At 70.8% G+C, this 20,520-nt stretch carries 14 protein-coding genes; 4 read left to right on the forward strand and 10 right to left on the reverse strand.

The window, feature by feature from the left end; genetic code table 11:
- Window positions 1–61: 61 nt before the first annotated feature.
- The gene (locus ACIRD7_RS05580; protein ID WP_403450090.1) at window positions 62–829 is read left to right on the forward strand and encodes an IclR family transcriptional regulator; all 768 of its coding nucleotides are present in this window, start codon (window positions 62–64) and stop codon (window positions 827–829) included.
- A 42-nt stretch (window positions 830–871) separates the two neighbouring features.
- The gene (glpK, locus tag ACIRD7_RS05585; protein ID WP_403450093.1) at window positions 872–2,386 is read left to right on the forward strand and encodes a glycerol kinase GlpK; all 1,515 of its coding nucleotides are present in this window, start codon (window positions 872–874) and stop codon (window positions 2,384–2,386) included.
- A 36-nt stretch (window positions 2,387–2,422) separates the two neighbouring features.
- Here the strand turns inward: glpK and ACIRD7_RS05590 are convergent, their stop codons facing one another.
- Both ACIRD7_RS05590 and ACIRD7_RS05595 read right to left on the reverse strand, forming a co-directional pair.
- Window positions 2,423–6,883, reverse strand: a complete 4,461-nt coding sequence (locus tag ACIRD7_RS05590) for a tetratricopeptide repeat protein (protein WP_403450095.1) — start codon at window positions 6,881–6,883, stop codon at window positions 2,423–2,425.
- An 8-nt stretch (window positions 6,884–6,891) separates the two neighbouring features.
- Window positions 6,892–7,224 (reverse strand): CU044_2847 family protein, encoded by a 333-nt coding sequence (locus ACIRD7_RS05595; RefSeq protein WP_403450098.1) that lies wholly within the window; start codon window positions 7,222–7,224, stop codon window positions 6,892–6,894.
- A gap of 179 nt (window positions 7,225–7,403) precedes the next feature.
- Between ACIRD7_RS05595 and ACIRD7_RS05600 the strand changes: the two genes are divergently transcribed.
- On the forward strand, window positions 7,404–8,531 hold the full coding sequence (locus ACIRD7_RS05600) for a hypothetical protein (protein ID WP_403450101.1): 1,128 nt from the start codon (window positions 7,404–7,406) through the stop codon (window positions 8,529–8,531).
- Entirely contained in the window at window positions 8,528–9,493 is a 966-nt protein-coding gene (locus ACIRD7_RS05605; RefSeq protein WP_403450104.1) for a hypothetical protein, read from the forward strand. The genes ACIRD7_RS05600 and ACIRD7_RS05605 overlap by 4 nt, the downstream gene beginning before the upstream one ends.
- 18 nt (window positions 9,494–9,511) lie before the next feature.
- Here the strand turns inward: ACIRD7_RS05605 and ACIRD7_RS05610 are convergent, their stop codons facing one another.
- From ACIRD7_RS05610 to ACIRD7_RS05645, 8 genes are all read right to left on the reverse strand, one after another.
- On the reverse strand, window positions 9,512–11,467 hold the full coding sequence (locus ACIRD7_RS05610) for an Hsp70 family protein (RefSeq protein WP_403450106.1): 1,956 nt from the start codon (window positions 11,465–11,467) through the stop codon (window positions 9,512–9,514).
- Window positions 11,460–12,350 carry a hypothetical protein gene (locus ACIRD7_RS05615; protein ID WP_403450109.1) on the reverse strand — a complete coding sequence of 297 codons (891 nt, stop codon included), beginning with the start codon at window positions 12,348–12,350 and terminating at the stop codon, window positions 11,460–11,462. The genes ACIRD7_RS05610 and ACIRD7_RS05615 overlap by 8 nt, the downstream gene beginning before the upstream one ends.
- The gene (locus ACIRD7_RS05620; RefSeq protein WP_403450111.1) at window positions 12,343–13,962 is read right to left on the reverse strand and encodes a WD40 repeat domain-containing protein; all 1,620 of its coding nucleotides are present in this window, start codon (window positions 13,960–13,962) and stop codon (window positions 12,343–12,345) included. The genes ACIRD7_RS05615 and ACIRD7_RS05620 overlap by 8 nt, the downstream gene beginning before the upstream one ends.
- The gene (locus ACIRD7_RS05625; protein WP_403450114.1) at window positions 13,949–16,489 is read right to left on the reverse strand and encodes an AAA family ATPase; all 2,541 of its coding nucleotides are present in this window, start codon (window positions 16,487–16,489) and stop codon (window positions 13,949–13,951) included. Before ACIRD7_RS05625 ends, ACIRD7_RS05620 begins: the two co-directional genes overlap by 14 nt.
- Window positions 16,490–16,495: 6 nt before the next feature.
- Window positions 16,496–17,914 carry a hypothetical protein gene (locus ACIRD7_RS05630; RefSeq protein ID WP_403450117.1) on the reverse strand — a complete coding sequence of 473 codons (1,419 nt, stop codon included), beginning with the start codon at window positions 17,912–17,914 and terminating at the stop codon, window positions 16,496–16,498.
- The gene (locus tag ACIRD7_RS05635; protein ID WP_403450120.1) at window positions 17,911–18,543 is read right to left on the reverse strand and encodes a 4Fe-4S single cluster domain-containing protein; all 633 of its coding nucleotides are present in this window, start codon (window positions 18,541–18,543) and stop codon (window positions 17,911–17,913) included. Before ACIRD7_RS05635 ends, ACIRD7_RS05630 begins: the two co-directional genes overlap by 4 nt.
- A gap of 285 nt (window positions 18,544–18,828) precedes the next feature.
- Window positions 18,829–19,716, reverse strand: a complete 888-nt coding sequence (locus tag ACIRD7_RS05640; protein WP_403450123.1) for an ABC transporter permease — start codon at window positions 19,714–19,716, stop codon at window positions 18,829–18,831.
- Complete coding sequence (locus ACIRD7_RS05645) at window positions 19,703–20,503, reverse strand: ABC transporter ATP-binding protein (RefSeq protein ID WP_403450126.1); 801 nt, start codon at window positions 20,501–20,503, stop codon at window positions 19,703–19,705. The genes ACIRD7_RS05640 and ACIRD7_RS05645 overlap by 14 nt, the downstream gene beginning before the upstream one ends.
- Between the last annotated feature and the right edge of the window lie 17 nt (window positions 20,504–20,520).

The following is a 20,520-nucleotide window of genomic DNA, read 5'->3' on the forward strand; positions in this document are numbered from 1 at the left end:
CATCGGTCGGCATTACCGAACGACAGTCCCAAATCGGACCAAGCGGGACTACCATCGCTTCATGGCCGGCCCAGTCCAGTCGATAGAGCGGGCGGCGGCGATCCTGCGCCTGCTGGCGAGCGGCTCCCGTCGGCTGGGCCTCGGGGAGGTGGCGTCGTCGCTGGGGCTCGCCAAGGGCACCGCGCACGGCCTGCTGCGCACTCTGCAGCACGTCGACTTCGTCGAGCAGGACCCGGCGACCGGAAAGTACCAGCTCGGGGCGGCCCTGCTGCATCTGGGCACCAGCTATCTCGACGTCAACGAACTGCGCTCGCGCTCCATCAACTGGGCCGACGCGCTGGCCGCCCGCAGCGGGGAGGCCGTCCGCCTGGGCACGCCCCTGGAGGGCAGAGTGCTCGTCATCCACCACGTCTTCCGGCCGGACGACACCCTCCAGACCCTGGACGTCGGCGCCCTGCTGCCGCTGCACGCCTCCTCCCTCGGCAAGGTTCTGCTGGCCTACGGCACCACGCCCGTCGACCCCCTGCTGGAGGACGAACCCGAGGCGTACACCCGGCACACCCTGGTCCACCCCGAGGAGATCAACCGGGCGCTCGGCGAGATACGGGAGCTGGGCTGGGGCGCCGAGGTGCAGGAGATGAGCATGGGAGAAGCCGGGATCGCCGCACCGATCCGAGGACAGGGCGGCCTCGTGGTGGGCGCGATCGGGGTGTCCGGTGCCGTCGAGCGGATCTGCGACACCAAAGGCCGGCCGCTGCCGGCCCTGATCACCGTGCTGCGGGAGGCGGCACGCGCGATCTCCAGAGACCTGGGCGCGGCCCGCTGGTAGGTCACCGGCACCTCCGCGACACATCGGAAGGCAGGGCCGATCATGGTTGACCGGTATGTGATGTCCATCGACCAGGGCACCACGTCCACCCGCTGCATCCTGTTCGACCACGGCGGGCGGCTGGCCGCGGTCGCCCAGCGCGAGCACCAGCAGTTCTTCCCCCGGCCGGGCTGGGTCGAGCACGACGCCGTGGAGATCTGGCGCAACCTCCAGCGCGTCGTCCCCGAGGCGCTCTCCAACGCGGGCATCGACGCCGGGCAGATCTCCGCCATCGGCATCGCCAACCAGCGCGAGACATCCGTGCTCTGGGACCCTCGCACCGGCGTCCCCCTCGGCCACGCGATCGTCTGGCAGGACACCCGCACCGCACCGCTCGTCGACGAACTGCGCCGGCATCCCGGTGAGGAGTTCTTCCTCGAACACTGCTGTCTGCCTCCGTCGACCTACTTCTCCGCGCCCCGAATCCGCTGGCTGTTCGACAACGTCGAAGGGCTGGAGCAGCGTGCCCGCGACGGAGAGGTGCTGTTCGGCACCATCGAGAGCTGGCTCATCTGGAACCTCACCGGCGGCACCGACGGCGGCCTCCACATCACGGACGCCACCAACGCCAGCCGCACCATGCTTATGGACATCCGCACGCTGACCTGGGACGAGGCGCTGATGGACTTCTTCGGGGTGCCGCGCGCGATGCTCCCGGAGATCCGCTCCTCCGCCGAGCGCTACGGCGAGGCCCGCGCCCTCCTCCCCGGCGTGCCCATCACGGCCGCCCTCGGCGACCAGCAGGCGGCGCTGTTCGGCCAGACCTGCTTCTCACCGGGCGAGGCGAAGTGCACCTACGGCACCGGCAGCTTCCTCGTGATGAACACCGGCACCGACCTCGTACGGTCCCAGAACGGGCTGCTCACCACCGTCGCGTACAAGATCGCGGACCAGCCCACGGTCTACGCCCTGGAGGGGCCGATCGCCGTCACCGGGTCGCTCGTGCAGTGGTTCCGGGACCGGCTGGGCCTGATCCACAGCGCCCCCGAGATCGAGACGCTGGCGCGCACCGTCGAGGACAACGGCGGCTGCTACATCGTGCCCGCCTTCTCCGGACTCTTCGCCCCCCACTGGCGCAGCGACGCCCGCGGCGTCATCGTCGGCCTCACGTCCTACATCACGAAGGGCCACCTGGCCCGCGCCGTCCTGGAGGCCACCGGCTGGCAGACCCGCGAGGTCGTCGACGCCATGAACGCCGACTCCGATCTCGCGCTGAAGCAGCTCAAGGTGGACGGCGGCATGACGTCCGACCATCTGCTCATGCAGATCCTGGCCGATGTGCTCGACGTTCCCGTCGTCCGGCCGCTCGTCCACGAGACAGTCTCGCTGGGCGCGGCCTACGCGGCCGGACTCGCGGCCGGCTACTGGCCCGACCTGCAGGTGCTGCGCCGCAACTGGCACATGGCCGCCCAGTGGCTGCCGGACATGGACGCCGAACGGCGGGAGTGGGAGTACGACTCCTGGAAGCGGGCCGTGGAGCGCTCGCTGGGGTGGATCCGGCCGCCGAAGCGCCCGTGACGCGCCGACGAGCGGCAGGCTCCACAAGGCGCGGCCTCAGTCCTCGGCGTCATCGCGTGGGAGGGACGCCAGGAGGGACCGTGCCTCGTCCGGGCGCAGGCCGGCCGCGACCGCCTTGTCGTGCCAGTAGCGGGCCTCCTCGGGCAGGCCTTCGCCTTCTGCGATGCGGCCCAGGAGGAGGAGCAGGTCCGGGCGGAGACCGACCGAGAGGGGGGCGCGGCAGGCTGACCGGTCCGGTGCCGGTACGAGCGGCGGGGGCGCTGGTTCCCGTGTTTGCGGCGCAGCGGTGAGTGCCGGGCCCCGAGTCGGGAGTACCTCCGGCAGAGTCGGGGGATGCTCTGTGGCGTCTTCGAGGGCCTGGGCCCTGGCTTCCGGGGCGTTCGACGCGACCGCTTCGCCGAACCATGCCCGCGCCTCCTCCACGCGTCCGTCCAGCATGGCCAACTGTCCCAGGATCACCAGTGCAGGAGGGCGCTGGTCCAGATCGTCCGAAGAGGCCAGTGGGAGGAGCACCTCGCGTGCCTCCGAGCGGCGGCCGAGCCGGGCCAGCGCGCTGCCGAGATAGCGCCGGGTCATCGGTTCCGTCATGGGCGTCGCGTCGGCCAACGCCTCGGCGAGGGTGGCGCCGGCTCCTTGCAGATCGTTCTCGGCGAGCATCGCCACGCCGAGCAGGGTGAGTGCCCTCGGAGTGACGTCCGGCTCGTCCAGTTCGAGTGCCGCGTCCAGATAGAGCCGGGCAGCCGTCGTGTCCCCCACCTCGACGAGGTACTCGCCGCGTCCGGCGAACGCGACGGCTGCCGCGTCGGCCTGCCCGGATGCGGTCGCCTCGTCCAGCAGTTCCAGGGCGGCGTCCAACTCCCCCTGCTGCAGCATGATCGCCCCGAGGTGGGCCCGGGCGAGAGGTGCCACGGCGGCGGCGATCTCGCTGCCGGAGGCCAGCAGTGCCTGGAAGCGCTCGATAGCCTCCTCAGGGCGGCCTTCTTCCGCCGCCAGCTTGGCCAGCTGGACGCCCGCGAGATCCGCGGCCTCGACGGAGTCCGACGCCGCGATACGGGTCAGACGCGGGAGCCCCTCCTCCACGCGCCCCTGTTGCACGAGCAGAATGCCCAGGAAGGCCTCCGCGATGCCGGCAAGCACCGAGCCTGATTCGGCCTCTCTGAGGAACAGGTCCTCGGCGCGCGCGACCTCGTTGCGGTCTGCCAGCATCAACGCCAGATCCACCCGGGCCACGGCCGACCAGTACGCGTGTCCGGAGTCCATCGCCCGCTGATAGGAGGCCTCGGCGCCCGCCCAGTCGCCGCCGGCGGCCAGCGTGTCGCCGAGCAGGTCGGCGGCCCGCGGCCCCAGTTCGGGCTCGTCCGAGTCCGCGATCTCCGCAAGCAACTGAGGACCCCGTTCGTCGCCCAGCCGGCTCAGCAGCAGGGCGAGGTCCATCCGGGCCAGCTGGCTCCACACGGGGTGACCGGACTCGATCGCGGCGCGGTAGGCGGCCTCGGCGGCCGTCCAGTTCTCCAGCGTCGCCTCGAGGTCGCCGAGGAGATCCGCGGCCCGGGGCGCCTGATCGGGATGGCTGGACCGCGCGATCTCCGTCAGGGCGAGGTGGGCCCTGTCGTAGTCGCCCGCCTGAGCCCAGTACAGCCCCTGATCGGCGCGGGCGAGGGCCGCCCAGCCCGACTGCTCCGAGTCGACGACCGTCTGGAGTTGTTCGGCGGCGGCCCCGAATTCGCCCTGAGACGCGAGCACCGTGCTGAGCAGACAGTGGGCGCGCAATACCTGCTGCGGATTGGTGAAGTGGAAGGCCTGCGCCAGGATCTCCTTGGCCTGGTCCGGCTTCTCCTCGAGAAGCAGCAGCCAGGCGAGGGTCACGTGGGCGTGCTCCGCGGCGAAGAGATGGTCGGAGGAGGCGGCGGCGTCCAGCAGTTCACGCGCTCGCTGCAGGTCGCCGCGCTGAATGCACAGTGCGCCGAGGTTCGCCTGTGCCAGCGGCACCACCAGCGGGTTCTCGGAGTCGAGGGCCTTACGCAGCAGTTCATCGGCGCGTCCCAGTTCGCCCTGGTCGAGCAGGGCCGCGCTCAGGTTCACCTGGGCGAGCGGTACGGCCGAGGAGATCGCGGACTCGCGCACGGCACGCGGCAGGCTCAGTGGCTCGGTGCCGCCGAGATGCGCAGGCGCACCGGACGGGAGCGGCTCGGACGCGGGGCGCATGGCCAGGGCCCCTGCCCCGGACATCTCACCGCGCTGCACGATCAGCCCTCCGAAGCCGCTCTGCACCAGCGGCATGACTTGCGCGTCTCCCGACTCCAGGGCGGATTCCAGCAGTTCCCGGGCCCGCGCGGTCTCGCCCAGGCCGAGCAGCAGACCGCCCAGGCTCGCCCGGGCCAGCGGAGCCGCCTGCGGATCGCTGGAGTCGATCGCCGCTTCCAGCACCTCACGGGCACGGGTTCCGTCGCCGGTCAACTGCAGTACGGCGGCCAGCTCTACCTGGGCCAGCGGCACGACGTCGGCCGACTCGGACCCCGCGGCCTCCTCAAGCAAGGCCCGGGCAGGCGCCATGTCCTTCCGGTGCATGGCCAGTTCACCGAGCATCAGTGCCGCCCAGGCCGTGACGTCGTGCTCCGCGGCGTCGCGGTGGGCCCGTTCCAGGGCCCTCACGGCGACGTCCCCCTCATCCCGGGTGAACGCGGCGAAGGCCACACCGAGCAGATTGTCGGCCGGCACTCCGTGCACGGCCCAGTCCCAGGCGAAGTGCGGGATGGACGAGGTGTCCGGGTCCTGACGACTGTCGAGGTAACCCGGCAGGTAGGCGAACGCCTTGTAGCGGCGCTCGCCAGTGTCCTCGGCGGACAACCCGTCTGCCTGCTCGGCGCCTCGGCCAAAGGTGCCTGGACCATACGTGCCCGCTGCGTATTCGCTGAGGAGCGCGATGGTTCCGACCACCGAAGTGGTCGCCCACGTGATGCCCTTCTCCAGAGCGGCGTCGTTCGCGGCGCGGTGGCTGGGGCCCGCGGCGAGATACCGGGCGAACAGCTCGGACAACGCCTTGCGGGTGAGTGGCACTTCGCAGCCCATGCGATGCCAGTCGGTGGCCGCCCGGACCACGGCCCAGCCCTCGGGACACGCGTCATGGCCGCCGTTGAAGCGTTCCTCCACGAGCGGTGCCGCGACCATCTGCTCGCCGATCCCCCGGTCGCTGAAGTCCTCGTCCGGGTAGTAGCGCCGTGCCTCCGCCCGTTCTTCGTCACGCAGCAGTCGTGCCAGCACGATGCGCCTGGCATCCGCCAGTACCTGGCTTGCCGTGCGGTTGACCTCGCTCTTGGGGTTGCTGAGGCGGGTGAACCACTCGGAGGTGATGGTGCCGACCACGGTGATGGGAGGCTTCCTCTTCGAGAAGGCCTTGAGGACCTTGGTGTCCACACCGCCGGGCCGCAGGTACTCGTCGATGTCGTCGAGCCACAGCACGGCACGGTTGCCGCCGGTCGGCAAGGGCAGGGAGGCCAGCTCGCCCGGGGCTGACGGGATGGGTCTGGGGACGATGAGCCGGGTGCCTTCGGGCAGTCTCCGGCGGAGGAGTTCGATGAGCGTACGTGACTTGCCGGCCTTCGCGTCGCCGCTCAACAGGATGAACGGCTCGCCGGCCAACGCCTCTTCGAGTTCCCGGTCCTCCAGACGGCGTACATAAGGCGGATTCGGCTGCTGCCCGAGGTTCTTCGAGGGGGTGACGCCGATGTCGTAGATGCGGACATCGTGGACCCTGGGCAGCTCGCCGAGGTCATCGAGTGAGAGTGCCAACAGGTCGTCGATTCTGGCCCGTTGCTCCTCGGTGACCGGGTCGCGAATCAGATCCCGCAGGGGCGGCCAGTAGGTGGCCAGTGCGTCGACGGGGATCGCGTAGGCGGTCCGTGGGTCATGGATCCGGGATGGTGTGTCGCGGGTGGCGACGATGCCGATGACGCCGCTGAGCGTACGGTCCCAGAGGGGCGAGCCGGAGAAGCCCTGGGCGATACCGTGGCCGATCGCGGACTCCGACTCCAGGGCTATCCACTCGAGTCCCGCGGCACCCCGGATCACGCCGTTCGCCGGGACGCCCCCCAGCTGGTGAGGGCCTTCCGGATAGCCGTACACATGAAACCGATGGTCGGATGTGCCGCCCAGGGCGGTGACGAGCGGTGCGGGCCGGGCGAAGTCCGGTATCCCCTCTTGGAGTTCGAGGACGGCTACGTCACCCCTCCACAACTGGGGCTCCTTGGGCTTCATGGGGCCCTCGGACTCCTGGGGGTGCCAGTCGACGACGATCGCGGGCAGCGGATCGTGGTCGCCGACCCACTGGAATCGAATGAAGAGCGGGTCTGCGGGCTTGGGTCCGGCCGACTCCTTGGAGGCGACATGGGCGCACGTCAGTATGTGACGGTCGGTGACGAGTACGCCCGCTCCGTAGGGCAACCCGTCTCTGCTGCGGGCGATGTTCACCAGCCAGGGAGCCCGCTCCCAGAGCGCCACGGCGGCCTCTACTGGCCCGCTTCGGCGGTCTCGCCGCGGTTCCAGCCGAGCCGCACGTTGAAGTGGCCCTCGGCCGCGGTCTTGGCGACCACCACGCCGGCCTCGGCGTTCAGCTTGATGCCGAACTCGACCTCGTACTGGTCGGGCGCCAACTGGCGCAGGAGACCGAGCACGGACTCGATGCTGGGGCGGGCGCCGGAGAGCATCTCGTCGAGTCGGCGACTCGCCTCCAGGACGCCGTTGTCGCCGTGGCCCACGTTCTCCAGACCGGGTGAGGTGTCCTCGATCTCGAACACCATGGACTCGCCACCTGTGGTCTCGAACCGCACCAGCTCGCTCATCGTCGCCCCCATGCCTGTCCGACGCGTTCCGAGTGTAGTCACGATTCATCGGGGTTGAATCCGAAATGCCATCATCTTCCACTATGTAGGCGCGCGGTGGCTCGAAGGACTAACCTGGGCCGACCGGTGCGCACGGGGAGCGCATGCGGCGTGAGGTGGGCGCGGACAGGTGGTGGCCCGTGTTCGTGGGAATTGATGTCGATGCGGGGATCGCCGTGACCGGCGACGCGGACAGTGTACGGCCGCCGGAGCCGTTGTCCGCCGAAGTGGCGGAGTATCTGTGCCGTGTCCCGGAACGAGTGGACGGCCTTGTGCTCGCCCTGCGCGATCAGCACTTCGACGCTGCCGGCGCCGTACACCGGGAGACGCTGTACGGGGAGCTGGCGGACGGTCTGGGCCTGCCGCTGCGGCAGTTCGTGCCCAGGTCGGTGGCCACAGCGGCTTCGGTGGAGCAGGCCGCGGGCGAGCTGCTGGTGTGCCGGACGGACGCGGGGGCGGCCGAGGCCGTGCTGTGCCGTGCCTCAGGGCAGGTCGTGGCATCCCTCAATGCAGCGTGGCATCCGGTACAGGGGGTGACGCGGGCCACCGTCCCCGTCGAGCCGACGGGCCGGGCGGCACTGCTGCTGGCACGGGCACGGATGCAGCCCCGCTATCGGGCGGCTCCGCTGCACACGCCGGGGACGATGACGGTGGGGGCCGTGCTCGACGCCTTCGCACCCGTCGAGCAGGCGCTGAGAGCCGCGGTGTCCGACGTCCTCGCCCGTGGGAATGCGTACGCAGGCCAGGAGGACGACGCCCTACGGATCCTGAGCGACGGTGAACTGGCCCGGCATCCGCTCACCTTCGACGCCATACGGGCGGCGACGGGAGGCACACGCCCTCGCGTAATGGAGGAGCACGCGGCGGCACTCGGGGCGCTGCTCGTGGCGCGGGGCTCCGTACGATCACCCGCGACCGCACGTCACTCGGTGAGCCTGCGCGTCCACCGCCTGCGCCGGGGGCTGCTGGTCGAGTCGGACATCCCGCTGACCGTCCCCGGCGGAGCCGTGCCCATGGCCGTCCTGGAGCACGGCCATGCCGTGACGGTGGATGTGCCTGAGACCCGGCGCGCGGACGTCTGCGTGCGTGCGAGCGGCCGGGAGACCGAAATGCCGTGCCCCGCGCTGCGCGGTGGGCGGTACCGGCTCGGGATGCATACGGCCGGGAACGGCCTCGGCGTACTGGTGTTCCGTCCGGACGGCGGCGGCGAGCCGGTCCTGGTCCCGCTGGGCGGTCCGGATGGAGGGACAACGGGGGTGACACGGTGAAGGACGAAGCGAGTGCGCAGGTGGCACAGGCACTGGCGCGTGGCGAGGACCATGACGCGCTCCATGCCCTGCGTTGGTCACTGGTGTGGTCGGCGCGGGCCGTCGCGCGGTTGGCCGGCGTGGCATCGGACACGGCAGCTGTCGAGGCGGTCTTCCTGCTCGACGACGCCCTCACCGAAGCTGCCGAACTGGCCGCCGTCGTACCGGGGTTGCTAACCGCGGCAGAACCCGGCCCGGACGTCGCCGCCTACCTGAAGGACCGGCAGCGCGCCCTCGCTGACATCCGCGACAGGACCCACGGCGCCCGGCAGGAGCTCGAGCAACTGAACAGTACGGAGCATGAACTGCGTGCCCGTCTCGCGGAGTTGGACACCATTCGCGTCCAGGTCGCCGAACTGCGCCGCCTCGAAAGGCTCATGGAGGCGCTGGACGAGATCCAGGCCCAGCAGGGCGCCGTCGAGGAGCGGCTGGTCCTGCTGCGCGAGCACGCGAACGGCGCCGAGGGCGCCGTACGGCTCGGCAGCACCGAACTGCTCCGGCTGACCCAGGAGCAGCTGTCCCGGCTGGCCGCTCCGGTGCGCGAGGCGCTGGAGCGCGCGTCGGGGGTGCAGGCGGAGCTGGCCGCGGCGGAGGCCGAGCTGGCCGACGCGGAACGGGACGTGACCGAGGCCTCGGAACGACTGGCCCACGTGCAGGAGCGCCTTGGTGAGCTCGCCTGCCGCGCCGAGGCAAACCGCCGACTGGCCGACGCCCTGGCCGAGTACGCCGAGCCCGGGTGCCCGGCGGACACGAACGGCGGCCTGGAAGGGGCCCGTGCCCTCGTCGAGGACGTCGAGACCAGGCTGCACGACCTGGACGTGGCGCTGGGCCGGGCCCTGGATGCCCGCGACAGGGTGCCCGCTCCGGGCCGGTCCCGTATCGCCTGGAACGACGAGGGACCGGCTCCGCATCCCATGAAGTGACCTCGCTCAAGAGGCGACTCAGGAAATGAGCAATTCGGCCTCGTCGGCCAGCGCCTCGAGGTCCGCGGCGATGCCCTTGGCGATCTCGCTCACCAATTTCTGGCCGCCGTCGTCGAGGAACTGCGCGCTGAACGCCCGGGCCAACTGCGCTTCCTGTGCCGCGGACCCCTGCCGCAGCTTCGACACCAAGGCGTTCTCGCTGCGCAACTTGCGCATCATCAGCGGAATGTTCGCCTGGCGGGCCTTCGCCATGGCCGCCTCCCGCCCTTCGTTGGCTCCCATGAGCAGCACGATGAAGGCGATGATGACCGCGAACGGCCCGGTTGTCGCGATGATCGCGGCACCCGCACCGAACAGGGTCATGGCGATCACTCCGGCCACGACCACGTTCACGATCTTGGCGATGTTGTCGAGTACCTCGGTGGCGGCCGCCGAGTCGATGGGCACGTCGAGCTGCCCGCCGCTCACCTGCACGGCCGGCAGCTCCATCGCCGATGGTGGGAGGTGCCAGCGACGACAGATCGGCCGGGTCAACTCCTCGAGTTCCGGCCGGAGTTCGTTCTGCCACTCGGCGATCGCCGCGGTCAGCCGGGTGTTGTCAGGATCGGCGAGTTCGGCGTGCAGTTCCCGGGAGATGCCGGCCGCCATGTCGTCGAGCGTCGCGATCTCCCCGTTGCGCCAGCGGCGGAACGCGGGGATCACATGGCGATCCGTCATACCCTCGGCCACGGCCGCCCCCAGCCGTTCACCGAGCGCCGGCAGCCGTTCCTCCACCAGGGAACCGATGCGGTCGCTCTTTAGCAGCTTGCGGATGTCGGCCCGGAATCCGGCGGCGCGCACGCCCATCCGGCCGGCCAGCGCCAGCCCCCGGGCGATGGCGACCTCTGGCTCCAGACCGAGCAGCACGCGGTCCGCGCCGAACGCGTCCCGGGCCTCCTGCTGCACGAAGTGCATCCGGGACGCGCCTCCGGTAAGCAGCACCATGTCGGGCTGCCGTCCCATGGTGCGGACCGCGTCGTCGAGCGAGTCCCGGAAGGCCCGGCGCCAGGAACGATCGCCCAGGCTCGGCTGCGGCGTGTTGATCACCGCTTCCATCTCGGCGGCCGTCAACTCGACCTCGAAGTAGGCGTTGCCCGCGCGGGTGGCCACCTTGCGCATGCCGCCGACCGTGGCCTCGGGATCGTCGACGAACCGGCTGGGATCGGTACGGAAGAACGTCTCCTTCGCCTCCCGGCACAGCAGTTCCAGCCGCAGCCGTTCGAAGCGCGATTCCTGCAGAGTCTCGCGCAGCGCGTCGTTCATCGGATGCTGCTCGAGTTGGCGGTCCAATATGGTCCGGTCGAGCAGACCGGCGCCCAGTTGCAGTCCGGTGTCGATGGGCGGTCCGGCGCTGTAACTGAGCACACTGGTGAAGTCGGCGGTCGACGATCCCAGGTCGACCACGAGTACGTTTCCGCCCAACTGGTCCTGGCCGGCCTGGACTTCACCTGAATCGCGGGCATAGAGCATGGCAGCCCGTGACTCGGGCACCACCTCCACGTCCGAGAGCCCCGCCTGCTTCAGGAGCGCCCCGTACGAGCGGCGCAGCTCGGCGTCCCAGCCGGACGGCGCGCCGAACACCCAGCGCACCGGGCGGCTCCCGGCCAGATCCTGGTCCCGTTCGCAGGCGTCGCCGCAGACCTTGTCGACGAAGAGGCGGATCGGTGTGTGTACGTCGTCACGGTCGATCTCGGGCGACTTGAACGCGAGATAGAGCGAGGTCACCCCGCGCGCGTCGGTCGCTTCCCGGCCCACGAGCACTCCGCGGGTCGGATGCTCGGCCACCGCGGTGACGTGCTGCCGTCCCGAGCCCGTCGATCCGATGTCCAGCACGACGGGCGGTGCCGTCTTGTCGGTGTAGGTCTTGGCCAGCGCGGTTTCGCCGTGCCCGAGGTCGAAACCGACGACCACCACGCTGTTGGACGCCTTAGCCATGCTTGTGCTCCTTGCCCCCGTAGTCCCCCGGTTGCTCGCCTTGCCCGGACGGCCCGCCCTTCGCGGGGTCCGGCCGCGGCTCCTGCTCTCGCTCCGATTCAGTTTCCGGCTGCTCGGCGACGCACCACATCGCCTCCCCGCGCCGCAGAATTCGTCCGCCCGTCGTCAGGGCAGGCTGAACCGTCCGATGGCGCCCGTCTGCTGGGCCGGGGCGGCCGTCGAGCGTGAACAGCCACTCGTTGGTGCCGTCGAAGTCGACCACCTCGATGTCGTGGCGCAGCGCCAGTTCCTTGCGCAGCCTGTCGATGTGACGCAGCGCCAGATCTCCGTCGCCCTCGGTGTGCGCCGTCATCAAGTCCCTGATCAGATTGACCAGTTCGGTGTCCTCGTGCCAGGCCATGGGCACCCGCACGGGAGGAGGCGGCTCCGACTCGGCGACCAGCCGGTCGGCGGCCTCCAGCGCGGCCCGGACCTGGTCGAGCAGCGACACGGTGTGCACCACCGGCCGCCGCGAGCGCAGGAGGTCCTCCTCCCGCTGCCGCGCCCAGCGCCGCTCCTCCTCCTCGTCTCCGCCACCGAATCCGGGGAAGGGAAGACGGAACGACGACCGGCGCGGCCGCGGACTGCGCAGGGGTGGCACGGCCGGAGTCCGTACGGCGGACAGGGTGCCGACGACCGCCGCACGTAATAGGTCGACCGCGGCCGCGAGTTGCCGTCGTACTGTCGGATCGAGCCCGGTGTCGTCCTCCGCGGCATGGGCCAGCCGGGTCAGCACAGCACGCAGTGCGTGTGTCACCTGCTCGCTACCGGTCTGTTCGTCGAGTGCCATTTCCAGTTCGCGGCGAGGCTGTCGGAACGCGCCACTCAGATAGCCGTCACTCACGACCCCTCCTTTCCGAGGATGTGGCGTGCGTGGGTGTGGGCAGGGGCCAGGTCCGTACGACACCGTCGCCACCCGCGCTGAGCAGGTGGCCGTCCGAGTCGAAGGCGAGGCTGTGCACCGGCGCCGGGTGCGTGCCCAGCTCCACCGCCGGCTCACCGCCGCGAGCGCTGAATCGGATAGTGGAGGCGTTGTCCGCCGTGGCCAGTGCTCCGCCTGCGTCGAGTGCGATCCGACGGACCTGGCCGTCATGGCCGCCGACCTCGCACACTTGCCTCCGGTCGTCGTACACGTCGAAGACGCGTACAGCGGAATCCTCGCAGCCGACGGCCAGCAGCCGACCGGCCGGAGCGAGCGCCAGAGAGGTGACGGCGGGGACCGGGGGGAGCCGGGCGATGCGCTCGCCGCTGGTGCCGTCCCAGAGGGTCACCCCGTCGGAGCCCCCGACGAACACGGTCCGCCCGTCCGGCGTCGCGTCGAGCACGGTGCCGGAAGCCCAGCCGACCTGGGCCAAAGGCACACTCTCGGTGCCCGCCGCGCCGATGACCGACCGGCGCAGCCGGGCGTCGTCACCCACGCTGAACACCACGCCGCCGCGCTGCCGCACCGCGTTGACCCACCCGTTGTGCCAGGTCAGCACCCGCACCCGGCCCGAGCCGCCGAACGACCACAGTCGCACTGCCCCGTCCTGCCCGCCCGTCACCACGGACAGCCCGTCCTCGGTGAAGTCGACGCAGGTGACCCGCCGGTCATGCAGCGCTCGGGTGGCGAGCGGCTCAGGGTGCCAGAGCCGCCACACCGTCACGCAGCCGTCGGCGCTTCCGCCCGCGAGCCGTACCTCATCGGCTTCCGGAACGCTGCCGCACCCGACCGCGGTGAATCCGGCCTTGTGGTGCAGCGGGCCCGGCTGCGGCTCCCTCAAGGGCAGATACACGGTCCGGGCGTGTGGCAGCCGTCGCCTGAGCCGGTCCAGCAGTCGCTCGGGCACGGTCCAACCGCCCAGTCGGCTGACCAGCACGGACGCCGTGGCCGCGACGCCGAGGTCCGTCGGCTCGCGCAGCTCCGCCGGGCCCTTGTCCCAGTCGCCGATGCCGCCCGCCAGCCGGAACAGCGCCGCGTCCTCGCCCGGCGGCAGACCGGGCACGAGCTCGGCCCAGGGCCACTCGGTCGCCCCCAAGTCCTCGACGCCGTTTCTTACGACCACGGCCCGCAGCCCCTGCGGGGTGATCTCGGCGACGACACCGTCGGGCAACTGCCCGGCCTCGCCCCCTCGGAGAGTGCAGTTCTGCGTCAACTCCCGTAGCGCGTCATCGCGTTCGCCAGCCGAGGGCGGCCCGCCCCTGACCAGGCGTTCCAGCCAGGCCAACCGTTCGGACTCGCCCCGCTCGGGGTATCCAGCCGCCCGGGCAGCGGCCCTCAGATCGAGTCGGCGGCGCGCGGCGGTGAGCCGCTCGTCGAAGGCGTCCCGGACGTCGGGTGTGAGACGGCCGAGTTGCAGAGGGCCGTCGAGAGGCCAGTGGCAGTGCGCGCACTCCGGTTCGTCGGTGAGGGTTCCGAGACACACCGGGCATCGCTCGTCGACCACCGTGGTCGGTGTCGCTTCACAGGTTGCCATCGGGCACGTCCTCGGGGGCGAAGGCCGACGGGCGGCCGACGGACATGTCGTCGGTGAGCCGACGCGCCATCCGGGCTTCCATCCGGTCCAACAGCACGCGCACGGTCCTGCCGTTGCCGAAGTCCTCAGGATGCGCAATACGTTGACGATCCAGCCAGGACCGCGCGCGTCCTGCGACGGCGTCGGGGAGTTCGTAACGTGGATCCCGGTCGAGGGCCATCCGGCGAAGGATCTCGACCAGTTCGGCGCCCGAGTAATGCGGAAACATCACGCGTTCGGTGAACCGCGAGCGCAGGCCCGGGTTCTGCGCCAGGAAACCCTCCATCGGACCGGCATACCCGGCGGCCACGACCACCAGCCGGCCCCGGAGATCTTCCATCTCCCGGGTCAGTGTGTCGATGGCCTCCCTGCCGAAGTCCCCGCCGTGCTCGCCGCGCGAGAGGCTGTACGCCTCATCGATGAACAGCACGCCGTCGAGGGCCGTCTGGATGGCCTTCTTGGTCTTCAGCGCGGTCTGGCCGATGTATCCGGCGACGAGTTCCGGACGGGTCACCTCGACCATGTGTCCGCGGGCGAGCAGACCGAGCGACCGGAAGAGGCTGCCGACCAGCCGTGCGACGGTCGTCTTGCCGGTGCCCGGCGGGCCCACGAAGAGCAGATGGGGCGGTGGGAACGGGGCGGCGCCCTGCGACCGGCGCAGCTGCAGCCGCGCGACAAGGTCGCGAATCATCTCCTTGACGGGCTGTATGCCCACCAACGCGTCCAGTTCGGCCAGCAGTTCCTCGACCGGCGGCACCGGCCTGCGTACATGGGCGCGGTACTGCGGCGGCAGATCCACAGGCTCCAGGGGCCGTGTCACGACGGCCCGCACGCGTGGGGCCCAGCAGTCCTTCAGTTCGTGCGCCAGGTCCCGCACGGCGCGCGCGTTGCCGAACTCCTCGTCGCGTGTCGCGTACATCCCCTCGGTGACCTCACGCAGCAGTTCCTCCAGCTCGGGCGTCCAGCTCAGGCCCAGGGCACGCAGCTGCGCGAGCAGGATGGTGTGCAGTTCGGCCGGTGCGTAGTCGGGGAAGCGGATGATGTTGCCCGGGGGGATCCGGCTGCGCAGGCCCGGGTTGGAGCCGAGAAACTCCTCCACCTTGTCCGGATAGCCGGCAGCGATCAGGACGAATCTCCCGCGGTCGTTCTCCATCCGGGTGAGCAGGGTGTCGATGGCCTCCTGGCCGAAGCCGCGGCCCTGGTCGCTCAGTCGGTAGATTTCGTCGATCAGCAGGACGCCGTCGAGCGCTCGGTCCACTGTGCGGCTGGTCCGGATCGATGTCTCGCCGACCACTCCGGCGACCAGGTCGGGTACTTCCGCCTCGACCAGGTGACCGCGCCGCAGCAGCCCGAGGTCGCGATAGATCTCACCGACCAGCCGCGCGACCGTGGTCTTGCCCGTCCCCGGGTTGCCGGTGAACACCAGGTGAGGGGAGCGGACTTCGGCCGCGCTGCCCAGGCCCCTGGCCAGCAGTTCGGTCTCGGCCGCCACACGCCAGTGCAGCCGCTCCAGATGTTCCTTGACCGTGCCGAGCCCCACCATGTCCCGGATGCGGTCGGCGACGCTGCGGTCGTCCTGAGGGCCGCCGCCGACCCAGTGCCGTCGGCGCAGCTCCGCCAGGTCGAGCGGCCGGTCATCCTCCGCCAGCCGGCGCAGCCGCGCCCGCCAGTTCGAAGCCCGCTCGGGTGCGGCGGCCATCGTCCGCGCCATGAGTGACAGCCCGCGCCAGTCGCCGACGCGTAACTTGTCCCTCAGCCGCAGTACATGGACCAGGCGCTCCAACTCCCCGGCGTGCGGCAAGCCGATCCCCGCGGTGGCGCCGCGTCCTGAGCGCCTGCTCTGGTCCCGTAGATAGGTCTCCAGGCGCGGAAAGCTGCGCAGCCCGCTGACGAATTCCTGGACGTCGGCGAAGGTGTCGCGGCGGAAGAGAAGGACGCACAGGTTGCGGTCGTCACCCTGTTCCGCCCACTCGGCCAGTGCCTCGGCCAGCGCGCGGTCCGCCCGGTCGTAGCGGAGCGACTCCTCGGCGTGACCGAGCACCACGGCGGTGCGATGCTCGCTCTGCTTCATGAGGTGGTCGAGCATCATGACCCGGTGCCGGTCGGTGAGGGTCGGCGGCGCCGGGCCGGGCGTATCGGCCGCTCCGCCATCGGGGGTCCTGGACTCGCGCACGACGCGTCGTCCCAAGGGGCCGCTGAACTCGGGCCGCATGAGCCTGCCCTCGGCCGGTAGGGAGGCGCGACGGCGTCGCCGGGTGAGCTCCCAGGACCGGTCGTCGCGGAAGTACAGGGGACGCGACAGCGAGGAGTAGACGACCCGAGCGAAGCCCGACCCGCGCAGCACCTCCCACAACACTTCCTCGATACCCCGCACGCGGTAGTCGTGGCCGACGAAGATGTCGTCGACGCCGAGGCCGTGCACGACGAGCAGAGGATCGCCGACCGGTAGCCGGAACCCGTTCAGGCGCTCCACGAGATGGGCGGACATCCCCGCTCAGCCTTCCGCGGCCGGTCGGGCGTCCGTGACCGTGTAGGTAGCCTCCGCCGTGCGGGGCAGCGCCCGTGGCTCGCCGAGCGACCTGAAGTCCGTGTAGGCCGGGTCCGGATCTCCTGGCTCCTCCTGCGGGTCGGCCGCCGGGATGCCGTGTGCCCGCAGCGCTCGGAGCAACTCGGCGCCACGCTCTTCGAGTTCGGTACGCGCGGTGGTGTCATGGTCGTACGACAGCACTCTCAGCACGGAGGCCCCGGAGTCGGCGTCCGCCGGGGTGACCTCCACGACGATCGCGTTCCGGTTGCCGTGGACGAGCCGGGCGAAATACGCGTCCCGCTGGTCGCTTCCCGCGTAGGTCGTGGCGTCCAACTCGTACGCCGTCATGCCTTCGAGGGCCTGGACGACCGCCTCGGCGAGGTTGACCCGCTCCTGGGACGCGAGCTGGCGCCGGCCGGCCCGCTCGACGAGACGGTCGAGACGCTCCTGCAGGGCGGGTGCCCGGTGTTGCAGGATGTCGCGGAGTTCGTCGGCGGTCGGCGGCCGCTCCTCGTCCTCCACACGCAGCCGCAGGGACTCCGTCTCCTCGAGCAGGGCTCCCAGGTCGCCGCCCGTCCAGTAGTCCACGTCGAGGTCGAAGCCCTCCAGCACCTCGCCCTTCTCGTCGCGCACGGTCTGCCGGGCGCTGTCCTCGACCAGCCGCTGAACCAACAGCAGCCCGCCGCGCGCCTGTACGCGCAGCGCCTGTCGCTCCCGGTCGTGGTACTCCACGTTCACGCGTAGTTCGCTGAGCTCCCGGTAGGCGCCTTGAGCGGTGGCCAGGGCCGCGTCGAAGCGGCCCTGAGCGATGTTGTCCTGCGCCTGGTCGAGCGTTGTCTGCAAACCGTCCAGCCGACCGGGGGCGTACTGCTCGTGCGGGAGCGTGTCGCGGATGACGCCGTGCATGGTGCGCGCGTCGGAGAGCGCCGCGCGGGCGACGACAGCGGCGCGCTCGCGGTCCTGGACGAGCTCGCCCAGTTCCCGGTCGATCCGCCGGACGTCCTCGCGTCGTTGCTGCCGCTCAGCGGTGAGCTCGCCGTGCAACCTGCGCTCCTGCTCGGCGAGTTGCTCGCGGGTCTCCTTGCGTAGTTCCCCCACGGTGGCCCGCATGTCCTCGGCCATCCGGCGGGCCTGCGCCCGCAGCCGTTGCTGAGTCTCGGCCTCCATCCGGCGGGTCTGCTCGCTGAGCCCCTCCACGGCCAGCTCCACCGAGCGCTGACGGTCTTCGATGACGCCGAAGACCCGCTCCAGGTCGTCGTGGGTCTGCTGGCGCACTTCCCGTATCAGCCCCGGAAGGTTGCGGACGACGTCCTTGTGCCGTGACAGCTCGCGCTGGAGGCGGTACCACTCCGACTCGTCCACCTGAATGCGTTTCCTGCCGCTCATGCTCTCCCCCCGATGTGTGACTGCCGTATCCGCTCGACGGCCGCGTCGAACACTGTGAGCAGGGCGGGAGGTGGCACGCCGATCAGGAGTGCTTCATGGCCGTCGGCGGCGATCTCGGCGGTGCGGTCGCGCCCTGTGAAGTCGTATCCGCTCTCGGCCATGCGCCCGGACAGGTGGTGGACGCGCTGGTTGGCACTGCCGCGCAGCCCCCGGCTGTCGTCAAGTGCGGCGACGTACAACCCGTCGATGAGGACGTCCACTTCGGCCAGCAGCTCCGCCACGCCGGGCCCGGGTGGACGGCGGCGCAGCCGCTCCAGGCGATAGCCGGTGAAGCATACGAGGGTCGTATCCCGGATGCGGCGTGCCGCGCGGATCACCTCGGTGAGCCCCGCGGCCTGGTGCATCGGCTCACCGCCGGAGAAGGTCAGGCCCTCGATGGTGGGATCGGCGAGGAGCTCTGCGGCCAGCGCGGCCGGCTCGACGGAGCGGGCGGGAACGTCCGGTATCCAATCCGGTGACATGCAGCCCGCGCAGTGGAACGGGCAGCCCTGGACCCAGACGACGGAGCGCCGCCCGGGACCGAGCGCCCTGGTCCCCACCCATGTCGCCGCAATGTTCAGCGCCCCCATGAATCCCCCCGGCCCGACGGGCTTCCCGCTTCGGCGGCGCCGTCGAGCCCACCCAGAATCCTCCGCCTCCGAGGGGCGGTCAAGGGGAAGGAACCACGACGTCAGGTGCCCTGGACACTCCCTTCATACAGCCTTTCCCACCCGGCAACCGGTTCACTTCCGGAGTCTTTCGGAAAGGTGCGTGAGGTGTCCGGGAGGCGGCAGAACCTGACCGGACGGCCCGCGGATATGGTCGGCGCCGCGAGGCGTGCCGGTGGCGATCGTCGGCTCGACGGTTCCGTTGGTTCAGCGGGTGACCAGCAACCCCCGCCCCCGCAGCACCCGCCGCTCCAGCGGGCTGAAGATCAGCAGGTCGATGGCGATGCCGACCAGCAGGATCAGGAAGATGGCCAGGAACACCTGGGCCATGCTGCTGTTGTTGCGACCGTTCTCCAGCAACTGGCCGAGGCCGACGCCGAGATCGGGGGAGGAGGCGATGATCTCCGCCGCCATCAGCGATCGCCACGAGAACGCCCAGCCCTGCTTCAGGCCCGCCAGATAGCCGGGCAGCGCCGCCGGCATCACCACGTGCCGTGCCTCGCTCAGGCCGCGCGCGCCCAGGGTGCGCCCGGCACGCAGGAACAGCGGCGGGATCTGGTCGATGCCGGCGACGAGTCCGTTGGCGATGGACGGAACCGCGCCGAGCAGGATCACCGCGTACATCATCGAGTTGTTCAGGCCCAGCCAGAGCACGGCCGGCGGCACCCAGGCCACCGACGGCAGGGACTGGAGGCCGGACAGGATCGGGCCGATCGCGGCGCGCACGAACCGCACCCGGGCCACCAGCAGGCCCAGCGGCGTCCCGATGGCCAGCGCCAGCAAGAAGCCGAGCAGGCCGCGTGAGACGGATGTCCAGATGTAGTCGAGCAGCGTGCCCTGGAGCCAGGCGTCGCGCACCTCGTCCCAGACCTCGGACGGCGAGGGCAGCTTGTAAGCGGGGACGACCTCCGCCCATACGAGCAGTTGCCAGACCACCAGGACGAGTGCGACGGCCGTGACCGGTGGCAGCACCTTGCGGGCCAGGGTCTCGCGCAGCGGCGTACGGGCGACCTGCACCGAGTCCAGCGCGTCGAGCCCCGCCTCCAGTCCGGCGAGATCGTTGCTGTCCTTGGCGGTGGTGTCAGTGCTTGCCATGGCGGCGGATCTCCCCACGCAGTTCTTCGGTGATCTCGACGGACAGTTCGGCGACCGCGGCGTCCTCGATGCGGCGCGGCTGCGGAATGCCGACCGTCCACTCCCGGGCGACCCGGCCCGGACGGGAGGACAGCAGGACGACACGCTGCGCCAGCTTCACGGCCTCGCGCACGTTGTGCGTCACGAACAGCACCGACACGCCCGTCTCCCGCCAGATGCGGGTGAGTTCGTCGTGCAGCACGTCCCGGGTGATCGCGTCCAGCGCGGCGAACGGCTCGTCCATCAGCAGCAGCCTGCTGTCCTGGGCTAGCGCCCGGGCCAGCGCGACCCGCTGGCGCATACCGCCCGAGAGTTCGTGCACCCGCTTGCCGTGCGCGCCCTTCAGACGGACCAGTTCGAGCAGCCGCTCCGCCTCCTGGCGGCGCTCCGCCTTCGCGACTCCCCGCAGTTTCAGGGCGAGTTCGATGTTCTTGCCCGCGGTCAGCCACGGGAACAGGGCGTGCTCCTGGAACATCAGGGCGGGCCGGCCGTCCGTGCCGATCGTGCCGGCGGACGGCAGGTCCAGCCCCGCGACCAGGTTGAGCAGGGTGGACTTGCCGCACCCCGAGGCCCCCAGGAGGGTGACGAACTCGCCCGGTGCGACATCGAGCGTGATGTCGTCGAGGACGAGCTGCTGCCCGGCGGGGCCGGCGAAGGACTTCGAGACGTGCTCGATGCGGGCGGCGAAAGGAACCGCCGCCGTGGCGTCCTCGGCGACCTTCGCGGTCGTGGCCGTCGTGGTGGCCATGGTCGTCACCTCCTGGG

Source organism: Streptomyces sp. NPDC093568 (assembly GCF_044764945.1).
Taxonomy (GTDB): domain Bacteria; phylum Actinomycetota; class Actinomycetes; order Streptomycetales; family Streptomycetaceae; genus Streptomyces.